23 protein-coding genes are annotated in these 25579 nt (G+C 75.9%); 20 read left to right on the forward strand and 3 right to left on the reverse strand.

Annotated elements, in window-relative coordinates; translation table 11 throughout:
• Positions 1-11 precede the first annotated feature (11 nt).
• From H2O74_RS06435 to H2O74_RS06445, 3 genes are read left to right on the forward strand one after another with little or no spacing between them, the layout of a single operon-like run.
• Complete coding sequence (locus H2O74_RS06435; protein WP_182113637.1) at positions 12-530, forward strand: SAV_6107 family HEPN domain-containing protein; 519 nt, start codon at positions 12-14, stop codon at positions 528-530.
• 29 nt (positions 531-559) lie between these two features.
• Positions 560-1825 (forward strand): DNA polymerase IV, encoded by a 1266-nt coding sequence (gene dinB / locus H2O74_RS06440; protein ID WP_182113638.1) that lies wholly within the window; start codon positions 560-562, stop codon positions 1823-1825.
• Positions 1826-1861: 36 nt separating this feature from the next.
• Positions 1862-2251 carry a DUF3040 domain-containing protein gene (locus H2O74_RS06445; RefSeq protein WP_182113639.1) on the forward strand — a complete coding sequence of 130 codons (390 nt, stop codon included), beginning with the start codon at positions 1862-1864 and terminating at the stop codon, positions 2249-2251.
• Between the two features lie 19 nt (positions 2252-2270).
• Here the strand turns inward: H2O74_RS06445 and H2O74_RS06450 are convergent, their stop codons facing one another.
• From H2O74_RS06450 to H2O74_RS06460, 3 genes are read right to left on the reverse strand one after another with little or no spacing between them, the layout of a single operon-like run.
• Positions 2271-4478 (reverse strand): DUF3488 and transglutaminase-like domain-containing protein, encoded by a 2208-nt coding sequence (locus H2O74_RS06450; RefSeq protein ID WP_182113640.1) that lies wholly within the window; start codon positions 4476-4478, stop codon positions 2271-2273.
• Positions 4475-5752, reverse strand: coding sequence for a DUF58 domain-containing protein (locus H2O74_RS06455; RefSeq protein ID WP_182113641.1), 1278 nt, complete (start codon positions 5750-5752; stop codon positions 4475-4477). Before H2O74_RS06455 ends, H2O74_RS06450 begins: the two co-directional genes overlap by 4 nt.
• Before the next feature lie 5 nt (positions 5753-5757).
• Positions 5758-6756: a MoxR family ATPase gene (locus H2O74_RS06460; RefSeq protein WP_182113642.1), complete on the reverse strand. Its 999-nt coding sequence runs from the start codon at positions 6754-6756 to the stop codon at positions 5758-5760.
• 352 nt (positions 6757-7108) lie between these two features.
• Between H2O74_RS06460 and mraZ the strand changes: the two genes are divergently transcribed.
• The 17 genes from mraZ (at position 7109) to H2O74_RS06545 (ending at position 25573) form a co-directional block, all read left to right on the forward strand.
• Positions 7109-7576 carry a division/cell wall cluster transcriptional repressor MraZ gene (mraZ, locus tag H2O74_RS06465; protein WP_182113643.1) on the forward strand — a complete coding sequence of 156 codons (468 nt, stop codon included), beginning with the start codon at positions 7109-7111 and terminating at the stop codon, positions 7574-7576.
• A gap of 249 nt (positions 7577-7825) precedes the next feature.
• A complete protein-coding gene (gene rsmH / locus H2O74_RS06470; RefSeq protein WP_182113644.1) occupies positions 7826-8830 on the forward strand; it encodes a 16S rRNA (cytosine(1402)-N(4))-methyltransferase RsmH in 1005 nt (334 codons plus the stop codon).
• Positions 8827-9258: a hypothetical protein gene (locus H2O74_RS06475; protein WP_182113645.1), complete on the forward strand. Its 432-nt coding sequence runs from the start codon at positions 8827-8829 to the stop codon at positions 9256-9258. The genes rsmH and H2O74_RS06475 overlap by 4 nt, the downstream gene beginning before the upstream one ends.
• A gap of 401 nt (positions 9259-9659) precedes the next feature.
• Positions 9660-11474: a penicillin-binding protein 2 gene (locus H2O74_RS06480; RefSeq protein ID WP_255491824.1), complete on the forward strand. Its 1815-nt coding sequence runs from the start codon at positions 9660-9662 to the stop codon at positions 11472-11474.
• Positions 11475-11550: 76 nt separating this feature from the next.
• Positions 11551-13581: a UDP-N-acetylmuramoyl-L-alanyl-D-glutamate--2,6-diaminopimelate ligase gene (locus H2O74_RS06485; RefSeq protein ID WP_220458028.1), complete on the forward strand. Its 2031-nt coding sequence runs from the start codon at positions 11551-11553 to the stop codon at positions 13579-13581.
• Entirely contained in the window at positions 13578-14660 is a 1083-nt protein-coding gene (mraY, locus tag H2O74_RS06490) for a phospho-N-acetylmuramoyl-pentapeptide-transferase (protein ID WP_182113646.1), read from the forward strand. The genes H2O74_RS06485 and mraY overlap by 4 nt, the downstream gene beginning before the upstream one ends.
• Entirely contained in the window at positions 14660-16102 is a 1443-nt protein-coding gene (gene murD / locus H2O74_RS06495) for a UDP-N-acetylmuramoyl-L-alanine--D-glutamate ligase (protein WP_255491825.1), read from the forward strand. Before mraY ends, murD begins: the two co-directional genes overlap by 1 nt.
• 3 nt (positions 16103-16105) lie before the next feature.
• Positions 16106-17368 carry a putative lipid II flippase FtsW gene (ftsW, locus tag H2O74_RS06500; RefSeq protein WP_182113648.1) on the forward strand — a complete coding sequence of 421 codons (1263 nt, stop codon included), beginning with the start codon at positions 16106-16108 and terminating at the stop codon, positions 17366-17368.
• Positions 17361-18485, forward strand: a complete 1125-nt coding sequence (gene murG / locus H2O74_RS06505; protein ID WP_182113649.1) for an undecaprenyldiphospho-muramoylpentapeptide beta-N-acetylglucosaminyltransferase — start codon at positions 17361-17363, stop codon at positions 18483-18485. Before ftsW ends, murG begins: the two co-directional genes overlap by 8 nt.
• Positions 18486-18559: 74 nt before the next feature.
• The gene (murC, locus tag H2O74_RS06510; RefSeq protein WP_182114108.1) at positions 18560-19942 is read left to right on the forward strand and encodes a UDP-N-acetylmuramate--L-alanine ligase; all 1383 of its coding nucleotides are present in this window, start codon (positions 18560-18562) and stop codon (positions 19940-19942) included.
• A complete protein-coding gene (locus H2O74_RS06515) occupies positions 19939-20922 on the forward strand; it encodes a cell division protein FtsQ/DivIB (protein ID WP_255491826.1) in 984 nt (327 codons plus the stop codon). The genes murC and H2O74_RS06515 overlap by 4 nt, the downstream gene beginning before the upstream one ends.
• Positions 20923-21058: 136 nt before the next feature.
• Positions 21059-22402 carry a cell division protein FtsZ gene (gene ftsZ, locus H2O74_RS06520; RefSeq protein WP_182113650.1) on the forward strand — a complete coding sequence of 448 codons (1344 nt, stop codon included), beginning with the start codon at positions 21059-21061 and terminating at the stop codon, positions 22400-22402.
• Complete coding sequence (gene pgeF / locus H2O74_RS06525) at positions 22399-23199, forward strand: peptidoglycan editing factor PgeF (protein ID WP_182113651.1); 801 nt, start codon at positions 22399-22401, stop codon at positions 23197-23199. The genes ftsZ and pgeF overlap by 4 nt, the downstream gene beginning before the upstream one ends.
• Before the next feature lie 146 nt (positions 23200-23345).
• On the forward strand, positions 23346-23819 hold the full coding sequence (locus H2O74_RS06530; RefSeq protein ID WP_182114110.1) for a cell division protein SepF: 474 nt from the start codon (positions 23346-23348) through the stop codon (positions 23817-23819).
• A gap of 3 nt (positions 23820-23822) precedes the next feature.
• Positions 23823-24110: a YggT family protein gene (locus H2O74_RS06535; RefSeq protein ID WP_182113652.1), complete on the forward strand. Its 288-nt coding sequence runs from the start codon at positions 23823-23825 to the stop codon at positions 24108-24110.
• 119 nt (positions 24111-24229) lie between these two features.
• Entirely contained in the window at positions 24230-24958 is a 729-nt protein-coding gene (locus H2O74_RS06540; RefSeq protein ID WP_182113653.1) for a DivIVA domain-containing protein, read from the forward strand.
• 144 nt (positions 24959-25102) lie between these two features.
• On the forward strand, positions 25103-25573 hold the full coding sequence (locus tag H2O74_RS06545; protein ID WP_370525847.1) for a TraR/DksA family transcriptional regulator: 471 nt from the start codon (positions 25103-25105) through the stop codon (positions 25571-25573).
• Positions 25574-25579: the final 6 nt, after the last annotated feature.

Below are 25579 nucleotides of genomic sequence, written 5' to 3' on the forward strand. Positions count from 1 at the left end.
GAGGTGGAGCGATGACGACGACGACGAGCACGGCGGGAGCCGCGACGCGGCGCCTGCGGGTCGGCGCCGGCGACGGCGGACCCCGCGTCCTGCGCGCGGTCGAGGGGGCGCAGGGTACGGAGCGCCCCGTGCCGCCGTCCGCCGTGGAGCTCCTGGCGCGGAGCGACGCGGAGCTGACGGCCGCGCAGCTCGCCGGCTCGGAGGAGGAGCGCTTCCTGCACGCCCACCTCGCCGCGCTGCGCGCGGGGGCGGCGCTGCTCGAGGTCACCGGGCGGCCCCGGCGTCGGCCGGTCCCGCGCACGGTCTGGGACATGGTCGCCGCGGTCGCCCCGGACTTGTCGCCCTGGACCACCTTCTTCGCCGGCGGGGCGCCGGTGCGGGCCGCGCTCGAGTCCGGCCGCGAGCACGAGGTCGGCGCGGAGCAGGCGGAGCGGACCGTGGCCGCCGCCGAGGACTTCCAGGACGCGGTGCGGCGGACGCTCGGCGCCGACGCGGCGTCGCAGGGGCGGCTGGTGCTGCACGCGTCCTGAGAGGATCGGGGCATGGGCAGGACGAGCGGATGAGTCGCACGCCGCCGCCGGCGGGGGTGAAGCGCAGCTGGGGGACCGACGAGGACGGCTGCTCGATCCTGCACGTCGACATGGACGCCTTCTTCGCCTCGGTGGAGCTGCTGCGCCGCCCGGAGTTGCGTGGCCGCCCCGTCATCGTCGGTGGGGACACGCGGTCGGTCGTGCTCGCGGCGACCTACGAGGCGCGCGCCTACGGCGTGCACTCGGCGATGCCGATGGCCCGCGCGCGGCGGCTGTGCCCGCAGGCCGTCGTGCTGCCGCCCGACCGAGCCGCCTACCTGCGGGCCTCGACGGCCGTGATGGCGATCCTGCGGGACGTCACCGACGTCGTCGAGCAGGTGAGCGTCGACGAGGCGTTCCTCGATGTCTCGGGGGCGCGACGCCGGTTGGGACCACCCACGAGCATCGCCGCGCTGATCCGCGGGCACGTCCGTGAGCAGCTCGGTCTCCCGTGCTCGGTGGGGATCGCGAGCACCAAGTTCGTGGCGAAGCTGGCGTCCGGCTTCGCCAAGCCGGACGGCGTGCTGCTCGTGCCGCGGGACGCCACCGTCGAGCTGCTGCGCTCGCTGCCCGTCGGTGCCCTGTGGGGCGTGGGGGAGCGGACGCGGGACGCCCTCGCGCGGTGGGGCATCACGACGGTCGCGCAGCTCGCCGACGCCGACGTCGCGGTGGTGCAGCGCGCCGTCGGCAGGGCGACCGGTGCCCACCTGCACGACCTCGCGTGGGGCCGTGACCCCCGGCCCGTCGTGACGGAGCGCCAGGAGAAGAGCATCGGCGCCGAGACGACGTTCGAGCAGGACACCGCGGCCGTGGACGTGCTCGAGGGCCACCTCCTTCGGCTCGCGGACCGCTGCGCGAGCCAGCTCCGCGCCCGGGGGTACGTCGCCCGGACCGTCTCCCTCAAGGTGCGCACCGAGGACTTCACGACCCTGACCCGCTCGCGCACCCTCGGCACCCCGACCGACGTGGGCCGCGACCTGTACGCCGCGGCCAGGGACCTGCTCGGCGGCGTCGACCTCGGCGCCCGCCGCGTCCGGCTGCTCGGCGTGCGCGCCGAGGGCCTCGGCGAGGCCACCGCGCGACAGCTCACGCTGGAGGAAGCCGTCGACGACGCGTCCGACGCGCGGCGGCGCGCCGAGCAGGCCATGGATGACGTCCGCCAGCGGTTCGGCGCGGGTGCGCTGGGTGCCGCGGCGCTCACGGTGGCGCGGGGACGGGGCTCAACTACCGCCCCAGCCGGGGAGGACCTATCCTGAGGCTGTCCCAGTCCCACCGGCACCACGGAGGTAGCGATGCCTCTGTCCGAGTACGAGCAGCGCGTACTGGAGCAGATGGAGCGGCAGCTCACGTCTGACGACCCGAAGCTCGTGAACACCTTCCAGGGTGGCGGGGCGCGGACCGTGAAGCGATGGCTGCTCACCGGAGCCGGCGCCATCGCCGGCCTCACTGTTCTGGTGATCGGCGCGGCGACGAGCCAGCCGCTCGTGGGTGTCCTCGGCTTCATCGCCATGTTCGTCTCGGTCGTGCTCGCGTTCTCGCCGCCGCGGCGCCGCGGACCGGCGGGTGTCGTCTCGCAGGACGGGTCGGTGCGACCGCGCGCGAAGGCGCGGCCCGCGAACCGCGGCCTGGTCGCGCGGTTCGAGGAGCGCTGGGACCGCCGTCGCGACGAGCGAGGGCGCTGACCGCCGTCGGCCCGCCCGCTCAGCGGGTCGCCGTCGGCTGCCGACGTCTCGGCTCGGCCTGGTCGGACCCGGCCTCGACGGGCCGCAGCACCGCCTCGACCCATCCCTGGAGCGCGTCGACGTCCCACTCCACGGGTCCGGGGGCGTAGCGGCTGCGTTCGACGACGTCCACGAGGCGGTCGGCCGCCTCGAGCGCCTGCGCGTGTGCCGCCGGGTCCTGGTCCGGCAGGTCGTCGCGCAGACGGGCCGCCACCTGGCGGGGCGTCGCCGAGTCGCTCCAGGAGATCCCCGCCTTCGTGAGCCGGGCGCGCAGCAGCGCCCACCAGCCCTCCGGCTCGGTGGGCAGCCGAGGGCCGCGCCGCCGGCGGCGGGTGCGCCAGGCGAGGGCGCCGAGCGCGAGCGCCAGTCCGAGCGTCACGCTCGCGCCCACCACGAGCCAGGTCGGGACGCTCGCCGTGCCGATGCCGACCTGCCCGTCCGTGCCCGGGTCCTCCTGCCCCGGCGCGACGGGAGCGGCGGCGGGCGCGGACGCCGACGCCGACGGCTCCGCCTCCTCGGGCGTGATCGGCAGCCCCGCGAAGGGGTCGGCGTAGGACGGCGGGGCGCCGGTCTGGACGGCGGGGGTCGGCTCGAAGCGCACCCAGCCGGCGTCGGCGAAGTAGAGCTCCGGCCAGGCGTGGGCCTGCCGGCCGGACACGACGAACTCCCCGACGACGTCACGGCTGGCCGTGCCCGGGAGGAACCCGACGGCGAGGCGGGCGGGGATCCCGAGGGTCCGCGCCATGACCGTCATGCCGGTCGCGAACTGCACGCAGTAGCCGGACCTCTGCGTGAGGAAGTCCCAGACTGCGTCCTCGGTCTCCGGCGGCGGGACCCGCGTGTCGTACCGGAAGCTGCGGCCGTCGCGGAAGAACGACTGCAGGGCGAGCGCCTGGTCGTAGGCGGTGTCCTCCTGAGCGGTCACCTCCTGCGCGAGGGCGCGGATCTGGTCGGCGTGGGGCGAGTCGGGGAGCGTGCGCGTCGGGTCGTCCGGTGCGACGACGCCCACCGTGTCGGCACGCAGCGTCTCCGCGGACAGGTCGCGGGCGGCGATGGTGACCTCGTAGGACAGGCCCTGCGTCGAGCGGCCTCCTCCGGCCACCACCTCGTCCCGCGCCGCGTCGTAGTACCAGGAGCCGGCGAGCTCGAGCGCGCGGGGCTCCGTCGGTACGGGGAGGCGGTCCTGCTGGAGGTCGCCCACCCGGACGCTGAGGCGCTCGAGCGCCTCGTCCGGGGCGGCGGGCAGGTCGACCGGCCACAGCACGCCGTCGGCGGCGGTGAGCTCCTCGGCCGGGGTGCGCTGCCACTCCCGACCGTCGAACTCGACCATCGTGTACATCCGCAGCGGTCCGACGCGCTCCGCGTCCGTGGTGTAGGTCAGCACCGGGCGGTCCGACCGCGCCCCCAGGCTCGAGCGCATGTCCAGGTCGGTCGACAGGCGCAGGGGCCCGTCGACGCCCGCCCCGCCCCACGAGCCGGGCAGGCGCATCGACCCGTAGCCGGGAAGCGCCGCGACGGCCGGTCCGACGGCGACCGCCAGCACGCCCACGACGACGGCGACGCCGAGCGCGGGAGCGGCGTCGCGCCCTCCCGTCGCCCGCGGTGCCGGGGCGCGGGTGAGGGTGAGCAGGAGGAGGTACGCCGCACCGCCGACGACCATCGCGACCACCCCGGGGTCGCGCTCGAAGGCCAGGACGGGCACCCACAGGCCGAGCAGCGGCAGGCCGGCGAGCCCGGCGCGCCCGAGCGCCAGCGCGAGCGCGTCCGTGACGAGCACGACCGCGACCGTGCCCGCCACGACGAGCAGCTCGAGCCCGCGCGAGGGGGCGACGGGGATCCGGCCGTCCACGACGGCGTCCGCGCCCGCAGCCGCGAGGCGCAGCAGCCGGTCGAACGTCGCCGGGGTCGGGAGCGGCAGCCCCGGCGTGCTCGACGCGCCGCCGTACAGGGACACGAGCACGACGAGCCCCGCGACCAGGCCACAGACCGACGGCGTCACGCGGGACCTGCTCACGTGCCGGACCCCGGCGACGGCCGCGGCGACCAGCACGGCGACCACCGTCGCGACCGGGCGCCAGGGCCCGGGCGCGATCAGCGCGCCGAGCGACGCCACGCCGGCGCTCGCGGCCACCGCCACGAGTCCGGCGCCGACCCAGACCGCCCGGCCCGCGACGGGCGGGGCGCTCATCGCGCCGCCCCGACCCGGTCGTCGGAGTCGAGCAGCCGGTGCCAGCACGCCGTGAGGTCCTCGCCCGGGCGGACCGCGCACGCCGTCCAGCCCGCGCGCCGCAGCGCGCGCAGCGTGCGGGCCTCGTCGGTCGTCGGCGTGCCGTCGGGACCCGAGCCCGTGGTGCGGACCATGGCCCAGCCGACGCTCAGGTCGCCGATGCGCGCGAGCGTCGTCAGCGTGTCGACCTCGAGCGCGCCGACGACCGCGAAGACCAGCTCCGCACCGCGGCCCTGCTCGCTGAGGGTGTCCACGGCCGTGAGGAGCCACGAGGTGCGGGTCGCCGGGCTGGTGGGGCGGACGAGGTCGACGGCCTGGTCGAGGAGGGCCGCCGCGGCCGTGCCGTCGGCGTCGGCGCGGTGGTGGTCGCGTGCCGCCCCCAGGGCGTCACCGCCGAGCAGGCGCACGTGGTGGCCGGCACCCGCGAGCGCGAGCGCGATCGACGCGCCCAGCGAGATCGTCCACTCGGCACCGGCGTCGTCCACCGGCAGGTCGAGGAGCACGCTCGCGGGCCGGCGGCCCGCGCGCTCGTCCTGGCGCACCATGAGCTGGCCGCGACGGGCGCTGCTGCGCCAGTGCACCCGCCGCAGGTCGTCGCCCGTCCGGTAGTCGCGCAGGGACGAGTCGTCGGCCGCGGCGGTGCGCGCGCCCAGCGACGCCCGGTCGGCGTCGGTCGCGGCTGCCCCGTGCGCGACGGGCAGCACGGCGGTCGCCGGCCGGACGGCGACGAGCATCGCCTCGCCCAGCGCCCCGCGCCACCGGGCGACACCGAAGAGGTCGTGGCGTTGGACCTCGAGCGGCCCCACGGGCCAGCGGCCACGGCGTTGCGGCTCGATCGCGTAGCGCAGGCCGAGGCGCCCCGGCGACCGCTGGACCCGCGCCCGCAGCGGCCGGGGTCCCGAGAGCTCTCGCGCCGCGCGCTCCGCGATCTGCAGCCGGTCGAGCCGGTGCGCGCCGCTCGTGCTCGTGACGTCGACGTGGACCGTCGCCGGCTCGCCCCGCGTCACGGGGTGCGGGACCACGTGCCGGGTCAGGGCGAGGCGCCCGCGTCCCTGCAGCCGGCCCTCCATGACCAGGGAGCCGACCGCGGCGGCCACGACGAGGAGGAGCAGGGCGCCGATCTGGGTGACCAGGCGGACGCCGGTGAGCGCTCCCGAGACCGCCGTCACGGCGCCCACGGCGCCCAGCGCGGCACCCCGGCCGGTCGGGCGGACTCCGCGCAGCGCCTCCCTCATCCGCCTCAGCCGATCGCGCGCCGGTCGGGAGCCGCGGTGCGGACCGCCGGGAGCCGGGTGCGGGCGACGACCGCCTCGAGGGTCTGCGCGACGCTGCGGCCCGACAGCCGTGCGTCCGTGCTGGCCAGGAGGCGGTGGGTGAGCACCGGTGCGGCGAGGTCCTGCACGTCGTCGGGCAGGACGTGGTCCCGGCCCGCCATGGCGGCGGACGCCTTGGCGATCCGCAGCAGCTGGATCGCGGCTCGCGGCGACGCGCCCAGCCGCAGCATGGGGTCGTGGCGTGTGGCGTCGGCCAGGTCCACGACGTACTGCTTGATCCCGGGTGCGGCGTACAGCCGCCGCGCGACGTCGACGATCGCGGCGATCTCGGTCGCGCTCGTCACGTGCGTCAGGTGGGCGAGCGGGTCGGCGGCCTCCTGGCGGTCGAGCATCTCGACCTCGGCGGCCCGGTCGGGGTAGCCGACGCTGAGGCGCACCATGAAGCGGTCGCGCTGCGCCTCGGGCAGGGCGTAGGTGCCCTCCATCTCGATGGGGTTCTGCGTCGCGACGACGAGGAACGGCCGGGGGAGCGCGTACGTCGTGCCGTCGATCGTGGTCTGCCCCTCCTGCATGCACTCGAGCAGCGCCGACTGCGTCTTGGGGGAGGCGCGGTTGATCTCGTCGCCGATGACGACGTTGGCGAAGACGGGGCCGGGGCGGAACTCGAACTGGTGCGACTCGGGACGGTAGATCGTCACGCCCGTGAGGTCGCTCGGCAGCAGGTCCGGCGTGAACTGGATGCGCCCCACGCTGCAGTCGACCGATCGTGCGAGCGCCTTGGCCAGCGTCGTCTTGCCCACGCCCGGCACGTCCTCGAGCAGCACGTGGCCCTCGGCGAGGAGCGCCGCGACCGTGAGCCGCACCAGCTCCGCGCGGCCGGAGATGACCGTCTCCATGGCCGCCCGTACGCGCTGCGCGGTGTCGGCGACGTCGTCGATCTCGCGCGCGGAGGGCAGTGCGTGCATGGCGACCCCTTCCTCGGCTGTCCCGAGCGTAGGCGACCGGGTGCCCTGGGGCGATGGCCCCCGGGCGGGCGATCCCCCACTTCGCTCCACCGGGACGGGTCGCCGGCGCCGCGCCCGGTGCGCTGCCCCGCACGCCGGGGCGTCCTGGCCCCCGGGACGCGCCTGGGGCGGCGCCCGCCGCGTCACGGCCCTCCACCGTCCTCCACCGCCCCTCACCTGCGGCGACACCGTGGCAGGAGGGTGAAACGTGGCACTGCTCCCTTGCTGGTGGAGGGAAGTGGAGTACTGTGGTGGGACCTGGGGAGCGGTGGGCCTGCCCGGGGCGCGCAACGGGGTGAGGGGAGGGCGCGACGTGGCGAACGAGCCGACGGCGTACGCGTCCTACACGCCCTTCCTGGGCACCTACACGCCGCGGCTCGACGACAAGGGCCGGCTGATCCTGCCCGCGAAGTTCCGCCCCCAGCTGGCCTCCGGACTGGTGGTCACGCGCGGGCAGGAGCGCTGCCTCTTCGTCTTCCCCATGGACGAGTTCCGGCGGATGCACGACCAGATCCGCCAGGCGCCCGTCACGAGCAAGCAGGCCCGCGACTACCTGCGCGTCTTCCTCTCCGGCGCGCACGACGAGGTGCCGGACAAGCAGGGGCGCCTGTCGATCCCGGCGGCGCTGCGGTCCTACGCGGGGCTCGACCGGGATGTCGCCGTGATCGGCGCCGGCACCCGGGTGGAGATCTGGGACGCGGCGGCCTGGGAGACCTACCTCGAGGAGCAGGTCACCACCTACTCCGAGACCGCCGAGGAGGTGTTCCCCGGTGCCTTCTGAATGACCACGGGGCCGGGCAGACCGGCCGCCTCCGCACGACGAGGTCTCTCCCCGCCCGCTCTGGCGCACTTCCCCGGTGCCAGAGGGGCTGCGGAGGGAGACCTGGTCGGGCGGCGGAGGGCCGCCCGACCTGCAACCACCGAGGCACGACGCACCACGCACCACGCACGACGCGCGCCGGCGCGGGACCACACGAGCACCGCGCGCAGCCGCGGACGACACGACGCACGACGCACCGAGGAGGTGGGGATGGACCAGGAGCGCGCGACCTCCGACCGGCACGTGCCCGTCCTCCTCGACCGGTGCGTCGAGCTGCTCGGCCCGGCGCTCGAGGGGCCGGACGCCGTGCTCGTCGACCTGACGTTGGGCATGGGCGGGCACACCGAGGCCCTCCTGGGTCGCTTCCCGACGCTGCGGGTCGTCGGACTGGACCGCGACCTGCAGGCGATCGCGCTCGCGAGCGAGCGGCTGCGCCCCTTCGGCGACCGGTTCACCGCCGTGCACGCGGTCTACGACGAGGTCCTCGACGTGGTCCAGGACGTCGTCGGCCGACCGGTGCAGGCCGTGCTCGGGGACCTCGGGGTCTCCTCGCTGCAGCTCGACGAGGCCGAGCGCGGCTTCTCGTACGCCAAGGACGCCCCGCTGGACATGCGGATGGACGCGTCCACCGGCCCGACGGCGGCCGACGTCCTGAACACCTACCCGGAGGCGGAGATCGTGCGCATCCTGCGGCAGTACGGCGAGGAGCGCTTCGCGCCCCGGATCGCCCGTACCGTCGTGGCGCGCCGCGCGGCCGCCCCGCTGACCCGCACGGCCGAGCTGGTCGACATCGTGCGCGCCTCGATCCCCGCGGCCGCGCGCGCCACCGGCGGCAACCCGGCCAAGCGCACGTTCCAGGCGCTGCGCATCGAGGTCAACGGTGAGCTCGAGGTGCTCGAGCGGACCATGCCGGCCGCGATCGAGGCCCTGGCCGTCGGCGGCCGGATCGTGGTCATGGCCTACCAGTCGCTCGAGGACCGGCTCGTCAAGCGAGCGCTCGCCCGCGGCGCGGTCTCGAGCGCACCCGCCGGGCTCCCGGTCGAGCCGGAGACCCACCGCCCGTACCTGCGCCTGCTCACGCGGGGCGCCGAGCGGGCGTCCGAGGCGGAGCTGGCCGCGAACCCGCGGTCCGCGTCGGTGCGGTTGCGCGCCGCCGAGCGGCTGCGCGCCACCCCCGACCACCTGCGTGAGCTCAGCGGGGGGTGGGCACGATGAGCGCGGCGGAGCAGACCGCGGTGCGGGCCACCGCCCGCACCGCACCCGCGCCCTCGCCCGGGCGTCGGCGGGCGCCCGAGCCGGCTCCCCGCCTGCGCGTGGTGCGTGCGCCCGCCCAGGCCCGCACGCGCGTGCCCTTCGTGGTCCTGTGCATGGCGCTCCTGGCGGCGTCGCTCCTCGGGGCGCTGCTCCTGAACACCTCGATGGCGCAGGGCGAGTACGAGCGCCTCGCGCTCCAGCAGCGGCTCGCCGAGTCCTCGCGCGAGCAGGAGCGGATCGCGACCGAGCTGCGCGCCGCGGAGTCCTCGACCCAGCTCGCTGCCGCCGCGACGGCGCTGGGCATGGTGCCGACCACGCACGGCGCCTACCTGCGCCTGGCGGACGGCGCGGTGCTCGGTGACCCCGTCCCCGCGGGGGCCGAGGGATGAGCCCGCGCACGCCCGGGTCCGGCTCGCCCGGGCGGGGTCCCGCCACCGAGCCACGCAGGGCAGAGCCGCGCAGGGCAGAGCAGAGCCGCACCGAGGCGGGCGCCCGGACGCCCCGCGGCGGCGAGCGCCGCCAGGGCGTGCCGCGGACGGGCGCCCCGCGCCCCGGCGCCGCCCGACCCGGTGCCCCGGTCGCCGGCGCGCCCCGTCCCGGACCGCGTGTCCCGGACGGCGCCCGTCCCGCGACCGGCGCGCGCCCTGCGCCGGACCGGCGCCGTGGCGCCGCCGGGCAGGTCCCCGGCGGCGCCCCCCGCGCGGCCTCGCCGCAGCGCCGGACGGCGCCCACGCCCACGCGCGCGAACGCGTCCGCGTCCCGCGGGACGCGGGTCACGCCGCGGCCGTCGGTGGCACGCCCACGAACCCGGGCGGGCGAGGGTCCGGCCGCCGCCCGCGCCGCCGCGCCCCGCGTCGTCACGCTGCCCCCACCCCGGACGGGGACCCCGCGCCGTCGCCAGACGGTGCTGCTCGGGCTGGCGCTCTCGCTCCTCGTCCTCTTCACGGGGCGGCTCGTCTACGTCCAGGGGCTCCAGGGCGCCGAGATCGCCGCCGTCGCGATGGACAAGCGGCTGCACACCGTCGCCATCCCGGGCGACCGTGGGGACATCCTCGACCGCGACGGCGACGTCCTCGCGACCTCCGTCGAGCGCTACGACCTCGTCGTGAACCAGGAGCAGTTCGGCCAGGTGGTGCCGGACGAGCCCGGGGCGCTCGAGACCGCGGCCCTCGAGGCGGCGACCAGGCTGGGCGAGATGCTGGGCGTCGACCCGCAGTCGCTCGCCCTCAAGCTCATGGGCACCGACAAGTTCGTCTACCTCAGCAAGGGCGTCACCCCCGACGTCTACCGCCAGGTGCGGGACCTGCAGATCGCCGGCATCTCCGGCGAGCGGACCACCGACCGGCTCTACCCGGAGGGCACCACCGGCGGCAACATCGTCGGCTTCGTGGGTGGCGAGGGCTTCGGCCAGGCCGGCCTGGAGCAGGTGTTCGAGGACGTGCTGGCGGGGCGTCCCGGCTCGGAGACGTACGAGCAGGGCGCGCGCGGCCAGCGGATCCCGGGTGGCCTGGAGGAGCTGGTCCCCGCCGTGCCCGGGCAGGACGTGCAGCTCACGATCGACCGCGACCTGCAGCACATGGCCCAGGCAGCGCTCGACGAGCAGGTCGCCGCGACCGGCGCCGCGTGGGGCGTCGTCCAGGTGGTCGACGTGCGCACGGGCGAGATCCTGGTGCTCGCCGACTCCGGGACGACCGACCCGAACGCCCCCACGAGCGCCGCCGCGAGCCGCGCCGTGGCCGCGGTCTACGAGCCCGGCTCGACGGCGAAGGTGGTCGCGATGGCTGCGGCGCTCGAGACCGGGATCGCGACCCCGACGTCGCAGTACGTCGTCCCGTACCAGTACACGACCCCGAACGGGCAGACGTTCAAGGACTCGCACGAGCACCCGGACGAGAAGCTGACCCTCAACGGGATCCTCGCCCAGTCGTCCAACACCGGCACCGTCATGGTCGGGCAGAACCTGCCCCCGCAGGTGCGGCACGACTACATGAGCAGGTTCGGCTTCGGCACCAAGACCGGCGTGGGCCTGCCGGGCGAGTCGCGGGGCCTCCTGCACGACGCGGAGGACTGGGACGGCCGCACCGCCTACGCCGTGCTGTTCGGCCAGGGCGTCGGCGTCACCACGCTCCAGAGCACCCAGGTGTTCGCGACGCTGGCGAACCGGGGGCTGCGCGTGCAGCCGCACGTCGTCGCGGGCACGTACGACGCGGACGGGACGTTCCACCCGACGCCGACGAGCGAGCCGGTCCAGGTCGTGAGCCCCGAGACGGCGGACACGGTGCTGCGGATGCTCGAGAGCGCCGTCGCGGAGGGCACCGGGTCCAACGCCGCGGTGCCCGGCTACCGCATCGCGGGCAAGACGGGGACGGCCCAGGCGTGGGAGGAGGGCGGCGTGCAGAAGATCGTCGCGTCGTTCGTCGGCATCGCCCCCGCGGACGAGCCGCGCCTGGCCGTCAACGTGGCGCTCTACGACCCCAAGTCCTCCATCTACGGCGGCGACGTCGCAGCACCCGTCTTCAGCGAGGTGACCGCGCACGCCCTGCGCTCGCTGGGCATCCCGCCGAGCGGCACCCCGCCGGAGCTCTTCGCGACCACGTGGGAGTGAGCGTGGGGCGGTTCGACGAGTGCTCGGACGCGGCTCCGGCGCGGCGCCCGGCGCGGACACCGGTAGATTCGGGTCCGTGACGTCCCCCCAGGGCCGGATGCGGCCCGAGCATCGCCCGACGCGTCACCTCACCGACCTCGCCGCCCGCTTCGGGCTCGAGCGCGCGCCCCGCGGCGCGTCCGCTCGGGGCCGCGCGGACGACGTGGACGTGCAGGTGACGGGTGTCGCCGTCGGCTCCGCCGACGTCCTTCCGGGGGACCTCTTCGTCGCCCTGCCCGGCCTCCGCTCGCACGGTGCGCGCTACGCCGACGCCGCCGTCGCGGCCGGGGCGGCGGCGGTCCTGACCGACGCCGCCGGGCTCGACCTGCTCGGCGCGGCGGCCCAGGAGGTGCCCGTGCTGGTCTGGGGGCCGACGGCCTCCCCGCGCACGCTCCTCGGCGAGCTCTCGGCCTGGTTCTACGACCGCCCCGCCGAGCACCTCACGGTGGTCGGCATCACCGGGACCAACGGCAAGACGACGACGTCCTACCTCGTCGACGCGGCCCTGCGCCGCGCGCACGCCACCACCGCCGTGGTCGGCACGGTCGAGCTCCGGGTGGGCGCCGAGGCGATCGAGAGCCCCCGCACGACGGTCGAGGCGCCCGTCCTGCACGGCCTGTTCGCCCTCATGCGCGAGCGCGGGGCCACGGCCGTGGCGATGGAGGTCTCCTCGCACGCCCTCGCGCTCGAGCGCGTCGGCGGCCTCGAGGTCGACGTGGCGGTCTTCACGAACCTGCAGCGGGACCACCTGGACTTCCACGGCGACATGGAGGGCTACTTCCGCGACAAGGCGCGGCTGTTCGCGCCCGGGCACGCCCGGCGCGCCGTCGTGTGCGTCGACGACGAGTGGGGCGTCCGCCTCGCGGCGCAGGCACAGATCCCGGTGGACTCGGTGGCGACGCGCGAGGACTCGGCGGGCGCCGCGGTCGCGGACTGGCGCGTGAGCGAGGCGAGCGTGGGGCTCGACGGCGTCGGCTCGACGTTCGTGCTCACGGGCCCGGGCGGCGAGCGGCTCGAGGCGGTCAGCCCTCTGCCGGGGCTGGTGAACGTGTCGAACGCGGCCGTCGCGATCGTCGCCGCCTACCGGGCCGGTGTCCCGCTGGCCGACGCCGTCGCGGGCGTCGCGGGCGCGTCCGCGGTCCCGGGGCGCATGGAGCGCGTCGTCGAGCGCGGCTCCGGCCTTCCCCTGTGCCTCGTGGACTACGCCCACACGCCCGACGCGCTCGTGCTCGCCCTCGAGGCGGTGCGTCCGATCACCCCGGGCCGGCTCGTCGTGGTGTTCGGGTCCGACGGCGACCGCGACCGCGGCAAGCGGCCCATGATGGGCGAGATCGCCGCCCGGCTCGCCGACGTCCTGGTCGTCACGGACGAGAACCCCCGGTCCGAGCCGCCCGCGTCGATCCGCGCCGCGATCCTCGAGGGCGTGCGGGCCGTGCGGCCCGACCTTGCCGACGTCCACGAGGTCGAGCCGCGCGCCGAGGCGCTGCGCACGGCCGTGCGGCTCGCGGGGGAGCAGGACACCGTCATCGTGACCGGCAAGGGCCACGAGCCGACCCAGGAGATCGCCGGCGTGTTCCACCGCTACAACGACCGCGACGTCTTCCTCGAGGCGGCGGCCGCCCTCGCGGTGCCTGACACGACGGTGCCTGACACGACGGTGCCCGACACGACGGTGCCCGACGTGACCGTCCTGGACGAGACGGCGGGCGCGACGGTGGACACCGTGCGCGCCGGTCTGCGGGAGCTGGTGACGCGAGCCGGCACGGGACGCAGCATCGCCGTCGTCGGGACGCTGGCGGGCGCCCCGCCGGTCGACGAGCTCGACGGCGTCGGCCGGCTGGCCGTGCGGCTCGACGTCGACCGGCTCGTGGCGGTCGGCGACGCCGTCCGGGCGGTGCACACCGGGGCCCTCCAGGAGGGCTCCTGGGGTGAGGAGTCGCGCGTGGTCGCGGACGCGGCCGCCGCGGCCGACTGGCTCGCGGGGGAGCTGCGTGCGGGCGACGTGGTCCTGGTGACCGGCGGCGGGCTCGCGCCCGTGCTGGACGTGGCACGCGGGGTGGGCCGATGAGAACCGTCCTGATCTCCGGCGGCCTCTCGCTCCTCATCGCGCTGCTGGGCACGCCGCTGTTCATACGCTTCCTGGTCAAGAAGCAGTACGGCCAGTTCATCCGCCAGGACGGCCCGACGGCGCACTTCACCAAGCGCGGCACCCCGACCATGGGTGGCGTCGTCATCATCGTCGCGACCCTGCTGGGCTGGGCGGGAGCCGGGCTGGTCACCGGCAACCGGCCGAGCGCCTCCGCGTTGCTGGTGCTGTTCCTCATGACGGGCCTGGGGGTCGTCGGGTTCCTGGACGACTTCATCAAGATCTCGCGGCAGCGCAGCCTGGGGCTCTCGGCGCGCTGGAAGGTCGTGGGCCAGGGCCTGGTCGGGATCTCGTTCGCCGCGCTCGCGCTGCAGTTCCCCAACGAGAACTTCCGCACCCCGGCGTCCACCCGCATCTCGTTCGTCCGCGACACGCAGATCGACCTCGCCTGGGCGGGGCCGACGGTCGGCCTGATCCTGTTCATCATCTGGGCCAACTTCCTCATCACGGCGTGGTCGAACGCCGTGAACCTCACCGACGGCCTGGACGGCCTGGCGACGGGCGTCTCGCTCATCGTGTTCGGCGCCTACGTCCTGGTCGGCGTGTGGCAGTCCAACCAGACGTGCCAGGAGCTCGCGACGGCGGGGCCGCGGTGCTACGAGACGCGTGACCCGCTCGACCTCGCCGTGGTGGCGGCCGCCGTGACCGGAGCCTGCTTCGGCTTCCTGTGGTGGAACGCGTCGCCCGCGAAGATCTTCATGGGCGACACCGGGTCGCTCGCGCTCGGCGGCGCGCTCGCGGGCCTGTCGATCCTGTCCCGCACCGAGGTGCTCGCGGCGATCATCGGCGGGATGTTCGTCCTCATCGTGCTGTCCGACGTCATCCAGATCGGCTTCTTCAAGATGACGGGCAGACGGGTCTTCAAGATGGCCCCGTTGCACCACCACTTCGAGCTGTCGGGCTGGGGCGAGGTGACGATCGTCATCCGCTTCTGGATCATCGCCGGGCTCTTCGTGGCGGTCGGCGTCGGCATCTTCTACGCGGAGTGGGTGGCCGGGTAGTGGCTCTGGACCTCGGCGGACGCCGGGTGCTCGTGCTCGGCCTCGGGGTGACCGGGCGCGCGGTCCTCGCGGCGCTGCGTGCCCTGCCGGACCCGCCCGATGTCGTCACGCTCGACGCGCGGGCGCCGGAGGCGGACGTGGCCTCGCAGGAGGACGTCGACCTCGACGGCGTCGACCTCGTCGTCGCCTCGCCGGGGTTCGCGCCGTCGGGCCCCGTGCTGTCCGCCGCCGCAGCACGCGGCGTGCCGGTGTGGAGCGAGGTCGAGCTCGCCTGGCGGCTGCGCGCCGAGCGCGGCGACCTCGGGCCCGCCCCGTGGCTCGTGCTCACGGGCACGAACGGCAAGACGACGACGGTCGGGATGCTCGAGTCGGTGCTCCGCGCCGCCGGCCGGCGCGTCGCGGCGGTCGGCAACGTCGGCACGCCGGTCGTCGCGGCCGCGACGGACCCCGACGTGGACGTGCTCGCGGTCGAGCTCTCGAGCTTCCAGCTGCACTACACGCACACCATGGCGGCCCAGGCCGCGGCGGTCCTGAACGTGGCGCCCGACCACCTCGACTGGCACGGCTCGTTCGAGGCCTACGCGGCGGACAAGGCGCGCATCTACACGGGGGTCGAGGTGGCCTGCGTCTACGGCACCGACGACCCCCTGCTCGAGCGCATGGTCCGCGAGGCCGAGGTCACCGAGGGCGCACGCGCCGTCGGCCTGACGCTGGGCGCGCCCGGGCCGGGGCAGCTGGGGCTGGTGGACGGCATCCTCGTCGACCGCGCGTTCCACGCGGCGGCGGACGACCCGCTGCGGGCACGCTCGGCCGCCGAGCTCGGCACGACGCAGGACCTGGCGCACCTCGCCGGGCCGGACGGCCGCCTCGCGGCCCACGTCGTCACGGACGCCCTGGCGGCGGCCGCCCTGGCGCGGGCCCACGGCGTGCCGGCGTCGGCGGTGCGCGACGGGCTGCGGGACTACCGGCCGGGCGCGCACCGGATCGCGCACGTGACCACGCTCGACGGCGTGCAGTGGGTCGACGACTCGAAGGCCACGAACGCGCACGCGGCGGCGGCGTCGCTCGCCGCCTTCGCGCCGGGCACGGTCGTGTGGGTCGCGGGCGGCCTGGCCAAGGGCGCCCGGTTCGAGGACCTCGTGCGCGACCGGGCGGACCGGCTGCGGGCGGTCGTGCTCATCGGCGTCGACCAGGAGCCGTGGCGCGAGGCGCTGGCCCGACACGCGCCCGCAATCCCCGTCGTCGCGATCGATCCGGCCGACACTGGGACCGTGATGACCCGCGCCGTGACCGCAGCACGCTCGCTCGCCCGTCCGGGCGACACCGTGCTGCTGGCGCCCGCGTGCGCCTCGATGGACCAGTTCGCGTCGTACGCCCAGCGGGGGGACGCGTTCGCCCACGCCGTGCGGGAGCTCGCCCCCGACGCCCCGACGGCGGGCTGAGCCGTGGCGGTCCAGACGGCCGACGACACGCGCACCTCGGTCCTCGGTCAGTGGAACAGCGCGGTCACGAGCTACTACCTGATCCTGGGTGCGTCGGGGCTGCTGCTCTCGCTCGGCCTGATCATGGTTCTGTCGAGCTCGAGCGTGGACGCTCTCATCGCCTCGAAGGGCGCCTCCCCGTACGGCATCTTCCTGCGGCAGGCGCAGTTCGCCCTCGTCGGCCTGCCGCTCGCGTGGCTCGCGAGCCGCATGCCGGTGGCGTTCTACCGCCGCGCGGCCTGGCCGCTGCTCATCGGGGCCGCGGGCCTGCAGGTCCTCACCGTGCTCGTCGGCGAGGAGGTCAACGGCAACAAGAACTGGCTCCCGCTCGGCCCGGTGCAGGTGCAGCCGTCGGAGGCGGTCAAGCTCGCCCTCGCGGTGTGGCTCGGCACGGTCCTCGCGCGCAAGCGCCACCTGCTGGACCAGTGGATGCACGTGCTCCTGCCCGCCGTCGTCGTGGCGCTGGCGGCCGTCGGGCTCGTCCTGGCGGGCGGTGACCTCGGCACGGGCATCGTGCTGCTCACGCTGGTGGCCGGCGCCTTCTTCGTGGCGGGCGTGCCGATGCGCATGTTCGCGCTCGCCGGTGTCCTCGCCGCGGCGGGGGTCGTCGGGCTCGCCCAGCTGAACATCAGCCGCATCGCACGGATCGAGGCCTTCTTCAGCGACGACTGCGACCAGCTCGGTGCGTGCTACCAGACGACGCGCGGCATGTACGGCCTCGCGTCCGGCGGGTTGACCGGACGGGGCCTCGGCGAGAGCCGCGAGAAGTGGTCCTACCTGCCCGAGGCGCACAACGACTTCATCTTCGCGATCCTCGGCGAGGAGCTCGGTCTGCTCGGGACGGGACTCGTGCTGGCGCTGTTCGCCGTGCTCGCGATCGCGGTCACCCGCCTGATCCGCCGGCACCCCGACCCCTTCGTCCAGGTCGCGACCGGTGCCATCGGGGCCTGGATCCTCGGCCAGGCGCTCATCAACATCGCCGTCGTCATCGGTCTCCTGCCCGTCATCGGCGTGCCGCTTCCCCTCGTCTCGGCGGGCGGGTCGGCGCTCATCACCACGATGATCGCCATCGGCGTGCTCGTCTCGTTCGCGCGGACGGAGCCCGGGGCGAAGGAGGCGCTCTCCGCGCGCGCGAGCATGGTGCGGCGCTCGCTCGCGGTGGTCGGACGCCCGTCGGGCCCGGACCGCGGCGAGCGCCGGCGCGCGGGGCAGGTGAGCGATGACTGAGCGGCTGGCCTCGGTGCTCCTGGCGGGCGGTGGGACGGCCGGCCACGTCAACCCGCTGCTGGCGGTCGCGGACGAGCTGCGCTCCCGGGACGCAGGCACGCGGCTGACGGTGCTCGGCACCGCGACCGGGCTGGAGGCCGACCTCGTCCCCGCGCGCGGCTACCCGCTCGTCGAGGTGCCGCGCGTGCCGCTGCCCCGCCGTCCCACCCCGGACTGGCTGCGGCTCCCGGGCCGGCTGCGGAGCGCGGTGGCGGCGGCGGGCGAGGCAATCGACTCGACCGGCGCACAGGTCGTCGTCGGCTTCGGCGGCTACGTCTCGACCCCCGCCTACCTCGCCGCGCGCCGCCGGGGCGTCCCGGTCGTCATCCACGAGCAGAACGCGCGGCCCGGTCTGGCCAACCGCCTGGGTGCCCGGTGGGCCCGGTCCGTCGCCGTGACGTTCCCGGGGACGCCGCTGCCCGGCGCGGTGGTGACCGGCCTCCCGCTGCGGCGCCAGGTCGCCGACCTCGTGGTCGCGCGCACCGCGGACCCGGCCGGCTCGCGCGCCACCGCCGCGGCCGCGCTGGGGCTCGACCCGGACCGCCCCACGCTGGTCGTCACGGGCGGCTCCCTGGGCGCGCTCAGCCTCAACCGAGCGGCGGCGGGCGCCGCCGCCGACCTCCTCGCCGCGGGTGCCCAGGTGCTCCACCTGACCGGTCGCGGCAAGGCGGACGACGTGCGCGCGGCCCTGGGCGGGCTCGGGCCCGCGGACGCGGCGGCCTACCAGGTCCGGGAGTACCTCGCCGAGATGGAGCTCGCCCTCGCCGTCGCCGACCTGGTGCTGTGCCGTTCCGGCGCCGGCACGGTGGGCGAGCTCGCCGCGCTCGGGATCCCGGCCGTCTACGTGCCGCTCCCGGTGGGCAACGGCGAGCAGCGCCTCAACGCGGCCCCCGTCGTGGACGCGGGTGGCGGGCTGCTGGTCGCGGACGCCGACGCGTCCCCGGAGCTGGTCCGCCGCGCCGTGGTGCCGCTCCTCACCGACCCCGGGCGGCTCGCCGCGATGAGCCGTGCCGCGTCGGCCGTCGGCGTGGTGGACGCCGCGGCGCGCGTCGCCGACCTCGTCGAGGCGGCCCGGTGACGGGCGCGAGCGTCACCGTCGCGGACCTCGCGGCCCGCGGGCGCGTGCACCTGGTCGGCGTCGGCGGGGCCGGCATGTCCGCCGTCGCCGGGCTGCTCGCGGCGCGCGGGCTGGCGGTCTCGGGGTCCGACGCGCGCGAGGGACCGGTGACGGCCGCGCTGCGCGCGGCGGGCGTCCACGTGGACATCGGCCACGACGCCGCGCACGTCGACGGCGCGGGCACCGTGGTGGTCTCCACCGCGATCCGCCCCACGAACCCCGAGCTCGCAGCGGCGCGCGACCACGGCGTGCCGGTGCTGCACCGCTCCGAGGCGCTCGCGGCGCTCATGGCCGACCGCCGCGCGGTGGCGGTCGCGGGCGCGCACGGCAAGACCACGACGTCGGCCATGGTGGCCGTCGCCCTGGACCACGCCGGGCTCGCGCCGTCCTGGGCGATCGGCGGCACGGTCCTCGCGGCCGACGGCGCGTCGGACGCCCCCCGGGCGGCGGGCTCGGTCCCCGACGTCGGCGGCGGTCACGCCGGCACGGGCGACGTCATCGTGGTCGAGGCCGACGAGTCCGACGGCTCGTTCCTCGCGTACGCGCCGCAGATCGCCGTCGTGACCAACATCGAGCCGGACCACCTCGACCACTACGGCACCCGGGAGGCGTTCGAGGCTGCGTTCCGCCGGTTCGCCGCACGCGTGCTGCCGGGCGGGTGGCTCGTCGCCTGTGCGGACGACCCCGGCTCCGCAGCCCTCGCCGCGCACGCCCGGGACCAGGGCGTGGGCGTGCGCACCTACGGCACGGCGCCGGGGGCCGACGTGCGCGTGGGCCCGTGGACGCCGGAGCCCGCGCGCTCGGGCGGTTCCACCTGGGTGGACGACGGCTCGGGGCCCGTGGCGCTCCGGCTCCGGGTCCCGGGCGCGCACATGGGCCTGGACGCCGCGGCGGCGTGGACCGCGGCCCGGCTCCTCGGCGTCGACGCCGCGCGCGCGGCCGAAGGGCTCGCCCGCTTCGTCGGCACGGGCCGGCGCTTCGAGGACCGGGGGAGCGCGGCGGGCGTGCGGGTCGTGGACGACTACGCGCACCACCCGACCGAGGTCGCGGCGCTGCTGCGGGCCGCGCGGCCGGTCGCCGGTGACGGGCGCGTGCTCGTCGTGTTCCAGCCCCACCTGTACTCGCGCACGGCCGCATTCGCGTCCGAGTTCGCCCAGGCCCTCGACCTGGCCGACGTCGTCGTGGTGACCGACGTCTACGCGGCGCGTGAGGACCCCGACCCCACGATCACCGGGGGCACCGTGGTCGAGCGCATGACCGGCGACGCGACCTTCGTCCCGGACCGGCTCGAGGCCGCCCGGGTGCTCGCGGCGCGTGCGCGACCCGGCGACCTCGTCCTGACCGTCGGCGCCGGCGACGTCACCGAGCTCGGGCCGGTCGTCCTCGCGCACCTCGCCGGCCGCGACGACGCGTCGTGAGGCCGCCGACGACGCCGCGCCGCGTCGCCCCGCTCACGCCGCAGGCCGCGGGGCGTCCCGCCCCGCCCCGGCCGCCGCGCGCGGCGGCCCCGCCCGCCCAGGTGGAGGTGGACCCGCCCGCCCACGTGGAGGTGGACCCGCCCGCCCAGATCGAGGTGGACGTCGAGGCGACGCCGCCCACGCGCGACGCCGGGGCGTCCGTCGTGCCAGGCGCCTGGCGCCCGGTCCGGCCGGCCGTCGTGTCGGACGCCGCGGGCCGGCTGGCCGAGCGCGCGGCGGTGCGCCGCCACGTGGCACGCCGGCGCATCGCCCTGGTGGCCGGCTCCGTCGCGGTGCTGGCGGGCCTCGCGTGGCTCCTGCTCGTCTCGCCGGTCCTCGCGCTCGACCTCGGGCAGGTCCGGGTCGAGGGGCAGGGCACCGTCGTCGACGCGTCGGCGGTCGCCGCGGTCGTCGAGCCGCATGACGGGACGCCCCTGCCGCGCCTGGACACGGTGGCGCTGCGCCGGGAGATCCTGGACGTGCCCGGTGTGCGGGCGGCGGAGGTGACCCGGGAGTGGCCCCACGGGCTCCTCGTCACCGTCGTGTCGCGCGAGCCGGTGGTCGCCGTCCCGCAGGCCGAGGGCGGCGTCGCCCTGCTCGACGTCGAGGGGGTCCAGGTGGGCCGCTCCGACGCCGCGCCCGACGGGCTGCCGGTGGTCCAGGTCCCGCTGGACGACCCGGGTGCGCGCGCGCTCACGGCAGTGCTCACGGTGCTGCAGCAGCTGCCGCCCGAGCTGGCCGCCGAGATCGCCACGGTCGAGGCCGACAGCCAGGACACGGTGCGGTTCACCCTGCGCGACGGCGCGGCGGTCGCGTGGGGGAGCGCCGACCGCACGGCGCTCAAGGCCCGCGTGCTGCAGACCCTGCGCACGGCCGAGCCGAGCCGCTCGGCCAGCCACTTCGACGTCTCGGCGCCCGAGCTGCCCATCACGCGGTCCTGATCCGGCGACACGCGCGCCAGGTCGTTGCCCGGGGCCGCCGGGCGACCTAGCGTCGCAACCGACAGCATCTGACATAACTCTAACCTTCTACCTCAGAGTGAAGGTTTGACCCGTACGCAGGACGAGAGGCACCGACGTGGCAGCTCCGCAGAACTACCTGGCGGTCATCAAGGTGGTGGGCATCGGGGGCGGTGGCGTCAACGCCGTCAACCGGATGATCGAGGTCGGCCTCAAGGGCGTCGAGTTCATCGCGATCAACACGGACGCGCAGGCGCTCCTGATGTCCGACGCGGACGTCAAGCTCGACGTCGGCCGGGAGCTCACGCGCGGCCTCGGCGCCGGCGCGGACCCCGAGGTCGGCAAGAAGGCCGCCGAGGACCACGCGGAGGAGATCGAGGACGTCCTGCGCGGGGCGGACATGGTCTTCGTCACCGCGGGCGAGGGCGGCGGCACGGGCACGGGCGGTGCACCCGTCGTGGCGCGCATCGCGCGCTCGCTCGGCGCGCTGACCATCGGCGTCGTGACCCGCCCCTTCACGTTCGAGGGCCGGCGCCGCTCGGTGCAGGCCGAGACGGGCATCGACGCGCTGCGCGCCGAGGTCGACACGCTCATCGTGATCCCGAACGACCGTCTGCTGTCGATCTCCGACCGCTCGGTCTCCGTGCTCGACGCGTTCCACTCGGCCGACCAGGTGCTGCTGTCGGGCGTCCAGGGCATCACGGACCTCATCACGACGCCCGGCCTGATCAACCTCGACTTCGCCGACGTCAAGAGCGTCATGCAGGGGGCCGGCTCGGCGCTCATGGGCATCGGCTCGGCCCGAGGGGACGACCGCGCGGTGCAGGCCGCCGAGCTCGCGATCTCCTCGCCGCTGCTCGAGGCGAGCATCGACGGGGCGCACGGCGTGCTGCTCTCCATCCAGGGTGGCTCGGACCTCGGCCTGTTCGAGATCAACGAGGCCGCGCGCCTGGTGCAGGAGGCGGCGCACCCGGAGGCGAACATCATCTTCGGCGCCGTCATCGACGACGCCCTCGGCGACGAGGTCCGGGTGACGGTGATCGCGGCCGGCTTCGACAGCGGCAGCCCCACGGTGCGCCGCGACAGCCGCGCGCTCGGCCAGGTGAGCAGCGCGCCGCGCGCGCCGAGCCTGCCGGTGGCGGAGCCGCGCCCGGCGACGACGGACCTCCCGGCTGCCGCGGCCGAGCCGTGGCGGGCCTTCGGCAACGGGCCGTCGTCGGACGGACCGGAGCGCCCGGACCAGCGCGGGCAGCACGCGCAGCCGGTGTACCAGCCCGTCGGGCACAACGGCGCGCGGCTCAACGAGGCCGGGGACCGTGCGGGCGAGGCCGCGCCGTCGTTCCTCGCCGACGACCGCGACCCCGCGCCCGCGGTGGACGTGCCCCCGGTGCTCGACGAGCGGCCGGTCCGGCGCGGCGGCAACGACGACCTCGACCTGCCGGACTTCCTGAAGAACCCGTGACCGGTGGTGTGACGGCGGCCGCCGCGGACTGGCTCGAGGTCGAACTCGGCCGGGGTGTCCGCGGCGGCTTCACGGGCGCGGACGCCAACCTCAGCGGGGTCGTGGGCGACGGTGTCCTCGCCGCGGAGCACCGGCGGGCGCTCGCCGGACGTCTCGGGGCGCCGCTGGCGCTCGTCCGCCAGGTCCACGGCGCGGGCGTGCGCGACGCGGACCCCCGCCTGGGCGCGCTCGACCACGCCGAGCTGCCCGAGGGGGACGCGCTCGTCACGAACCGGTCCGACGTCGCCGTCGGCGTCCTCGTCGCGGACTGCGTCCCGGTCCTGCTGGCCGATCCGGGGCGGCGGGTGGTGGCCGCGGTGCACGCGGGCCGCCGCGGCCTGGTCGCGGGCGTCCTGGAGGCCGCCGTCGACCGCATGGTCGCGCTGGGCGCCCGGGTGGGCGACGTGCGCGCCGTCATCGGGCCGGCGGTGTGCGGCCGGTGCTACGAGGTGCCCGAGGACATGCGCGAGGACGTCGCGCGGGCGGTGCGCGGCACGGCGTCGACGACGTCCTGGGGGACGCCCGCGCTCGACCTGCCCGCCGGCGTCCGCGGCCGGCTGCTGGACGCCGGTGTGGGGCGGGTCGGGGACGTCGCCGCCTGCACGGTCGAGGACGCGCGCTGGTTCTCCCACCGTGCGTCGAGCGCGTCGGGCCACCCGACGTCGGCGCGTCCCGCGGGCCGGTTCGGGGCGGTCGTGCGGCTCCTGCCCGACCCGCCCGCCGACGCCGCGGCCCACCGGGCGGGCACGCCCTCGTGACCCGCGGCACCCGATGCGACACAACCGGCGCGGCCTGGCGTGTCGCCCGGCGGTGGCGCCGACCTGCGCGTTAGCGTGGTCAGGACCGGATCGACGCCCCTCGGGCGGCGGTCCACACGGGACCGTGACTCGGGATGGAGGCCGTTGTGGCCGGAGCGCTGCGCAAGACGATGCTGTACCTGGGCCTGGCCGAGGACGACGGCCGCCGGGACGCCGACGACTACGTCGACGAGTACGACCACGAGTACGCCCCGACGCACGAGTACGAGGCCGAGGTGACCCCGTTGCACCCGACGCGTCAGCACGAGACGTACGACCACGCGCCCGCGCCCGAGCTGCGCCGCATCACCACGGTGCACCCGCGCTCCTACAACGACGCGCGCGTCATCGGCGAGGCCTTCCGGTCGGGCACGCCGGTGATCATGAACCTCTCGGAGATGACGGACGCCGACGCGAAGCGGCTCGTCGACTTCTCCGCGGGGCTGATCTTCGGCCTTCACGGCGCGATCGAGCGCGTCACGAGCAAGGTGTTCCTGCTCTCCCCGGAGCACGTCGAGGTCACGGGCGAGGAGCAGGCCGGCAGCGGCGAGCAGCGCGCCGGCTTCTACAACCAGAGCTGAGACGTGCTCGGCATCGTCTGGGACGTCCTGTACCTGGTCGTTCTCGTCTACCTGATCCTGCTGTTCGCGCGCCTGGTGCTCGACTGGGTCCAGATCTTCGCGCGCGACTGGCGCCCCCGCGGCGCGATGCTCGTCGTGGCGGAGGTGGTCTACACGGCCACCGACCCGCCGCTGCGCGCGGTGCGGCGGGTCGTCCCGCCTCTGACCATCGGACAGATCCGTCTCGACCTGGCCTTCACGATCGTCGTGATCGTGTGCTGGATCCTGCTCCGCGTCCTCGCATCGTTGTAACACGCACGCCGCTGTACCCCGTCCGCCGCCGTGCGGGCGGTCTGTTGTCCGCTACGGTGATCCGCAGGCGGTCGGCGGACTGCCCCGGGCCCGACCAGCACGATCTACGAGGTGAACCCATGGCTCTGCTCACGGCAGATGACGTCCTGAACAAGAAGTTCCAGGCGACCAAGTTCCGGGAGGGCTACGACCAGGACGAGGTCGACGACTTCCTGGACGAGGTCGTGAACACCCTGCGCGCGGTCTCTGCCGAGAACGAGGAGCTCAAGGCGAAGCTCGCCGCGGCCGAGCGCCGCGTCGCCGAGCTGAGCCGGAACAACGGTGGCGGCACCTCGTCGCCGTTCGCGCAGCCGCAGGACCGTCCGGAGCCCGCGCCCGCACCGGCGCCGGCGCCCGCCCCCGAGCCGGAGCCCGAGCCGGAGCCGGCCCCCGCGCCGGTCGTGGCGGCGCCCGTCGCCCAGGAGCGCGTCACCGCCCAGGCCCCGACCGCGTCGCAGCGGCTCTCCGAGCCCGAGTCCGCGACCGGCATGCTGCAGCTCGCGCAGAAGCTGCACGACGACTACGTGCGCTCCGGCCAGGAGGAGGGCGACCGGATCGTCGCCGACGCCAAGTCGCAGGCCACGCGCATCGTGCGGGAGGCCGAGGAGACGTCGGCGCGCACGCTGTCGCAGCTCGAGCAGGAGCGCAGCCTCCTCGAGCGCAAGATCGACGAGCTCCGGGTGTTCGAGCGGGACTACCGCACGCGCCTCAAGAGCTACCTCGAGAACCTGCTGGGCGACCTCGACGCGCGAGGCACGTCCGTCGCGCCGCGCGGCGGGAACGAGCAGGGTCTGCAGTTCAACGGCTGACCGCGAAGGGTCGCCCGCGGGTCCGGTCGGGCCCGCACCCGTATGACCGACGTCACGACGCACCACACCGGCTCGTCTGGTGTGGTGCGTTGTGCGTCACCCGTGGGAGGTCTACTCTCGCGTGACCTTCTGCAAGGGAGTGCCATGGCCATCGACGACACGGTCGGCCCCACCGTCGGGAACCCGCCGCCGCACGACATGCCGAACCTGGCGAGCCTGGTTTCGACCTTCCCGGTGCGGGACGGCGAGGAGCCCTGGACGCTGGCGGAGGTCGAGCAGATCGCGCAGGAGCTGACGATCGAGATGGCGCGGCTGCGGGTCGAGCTCACGACCGCCGATGCCGAGCTCTCGTCCCTGCTGCGCAACTCCGGCGACGGGGCGGGGGACGACCAGGCCGACTCCGGCTCGAGCGCGCTCGAGCGCGAGCAGGAGCTCACGCTCGTCCTGAACACGCGCGACCTGCTCGAGCAGAACGCCCACGCGCTCGCGCGGGTGGGCGAGCCTGGCTTCGGGACCTGCGAGTCCTGCGGTCAGGCGGTCGGCAAGGCGCGGCTCCAGGCCTTCCCGCGCGCGACGCTCTGCGTGACCTGCAAGGCCCGCCAGGAGCGTCGCTGAATCGTG

The organism is Actinotalea sp. JY-7876, assembly GCF_014042015.1.
Lineage (GTDB): Bacteria > Actinomycetota > Actinomycetes > Actinomycetales > Cellulomonadaceae > Actinotalea.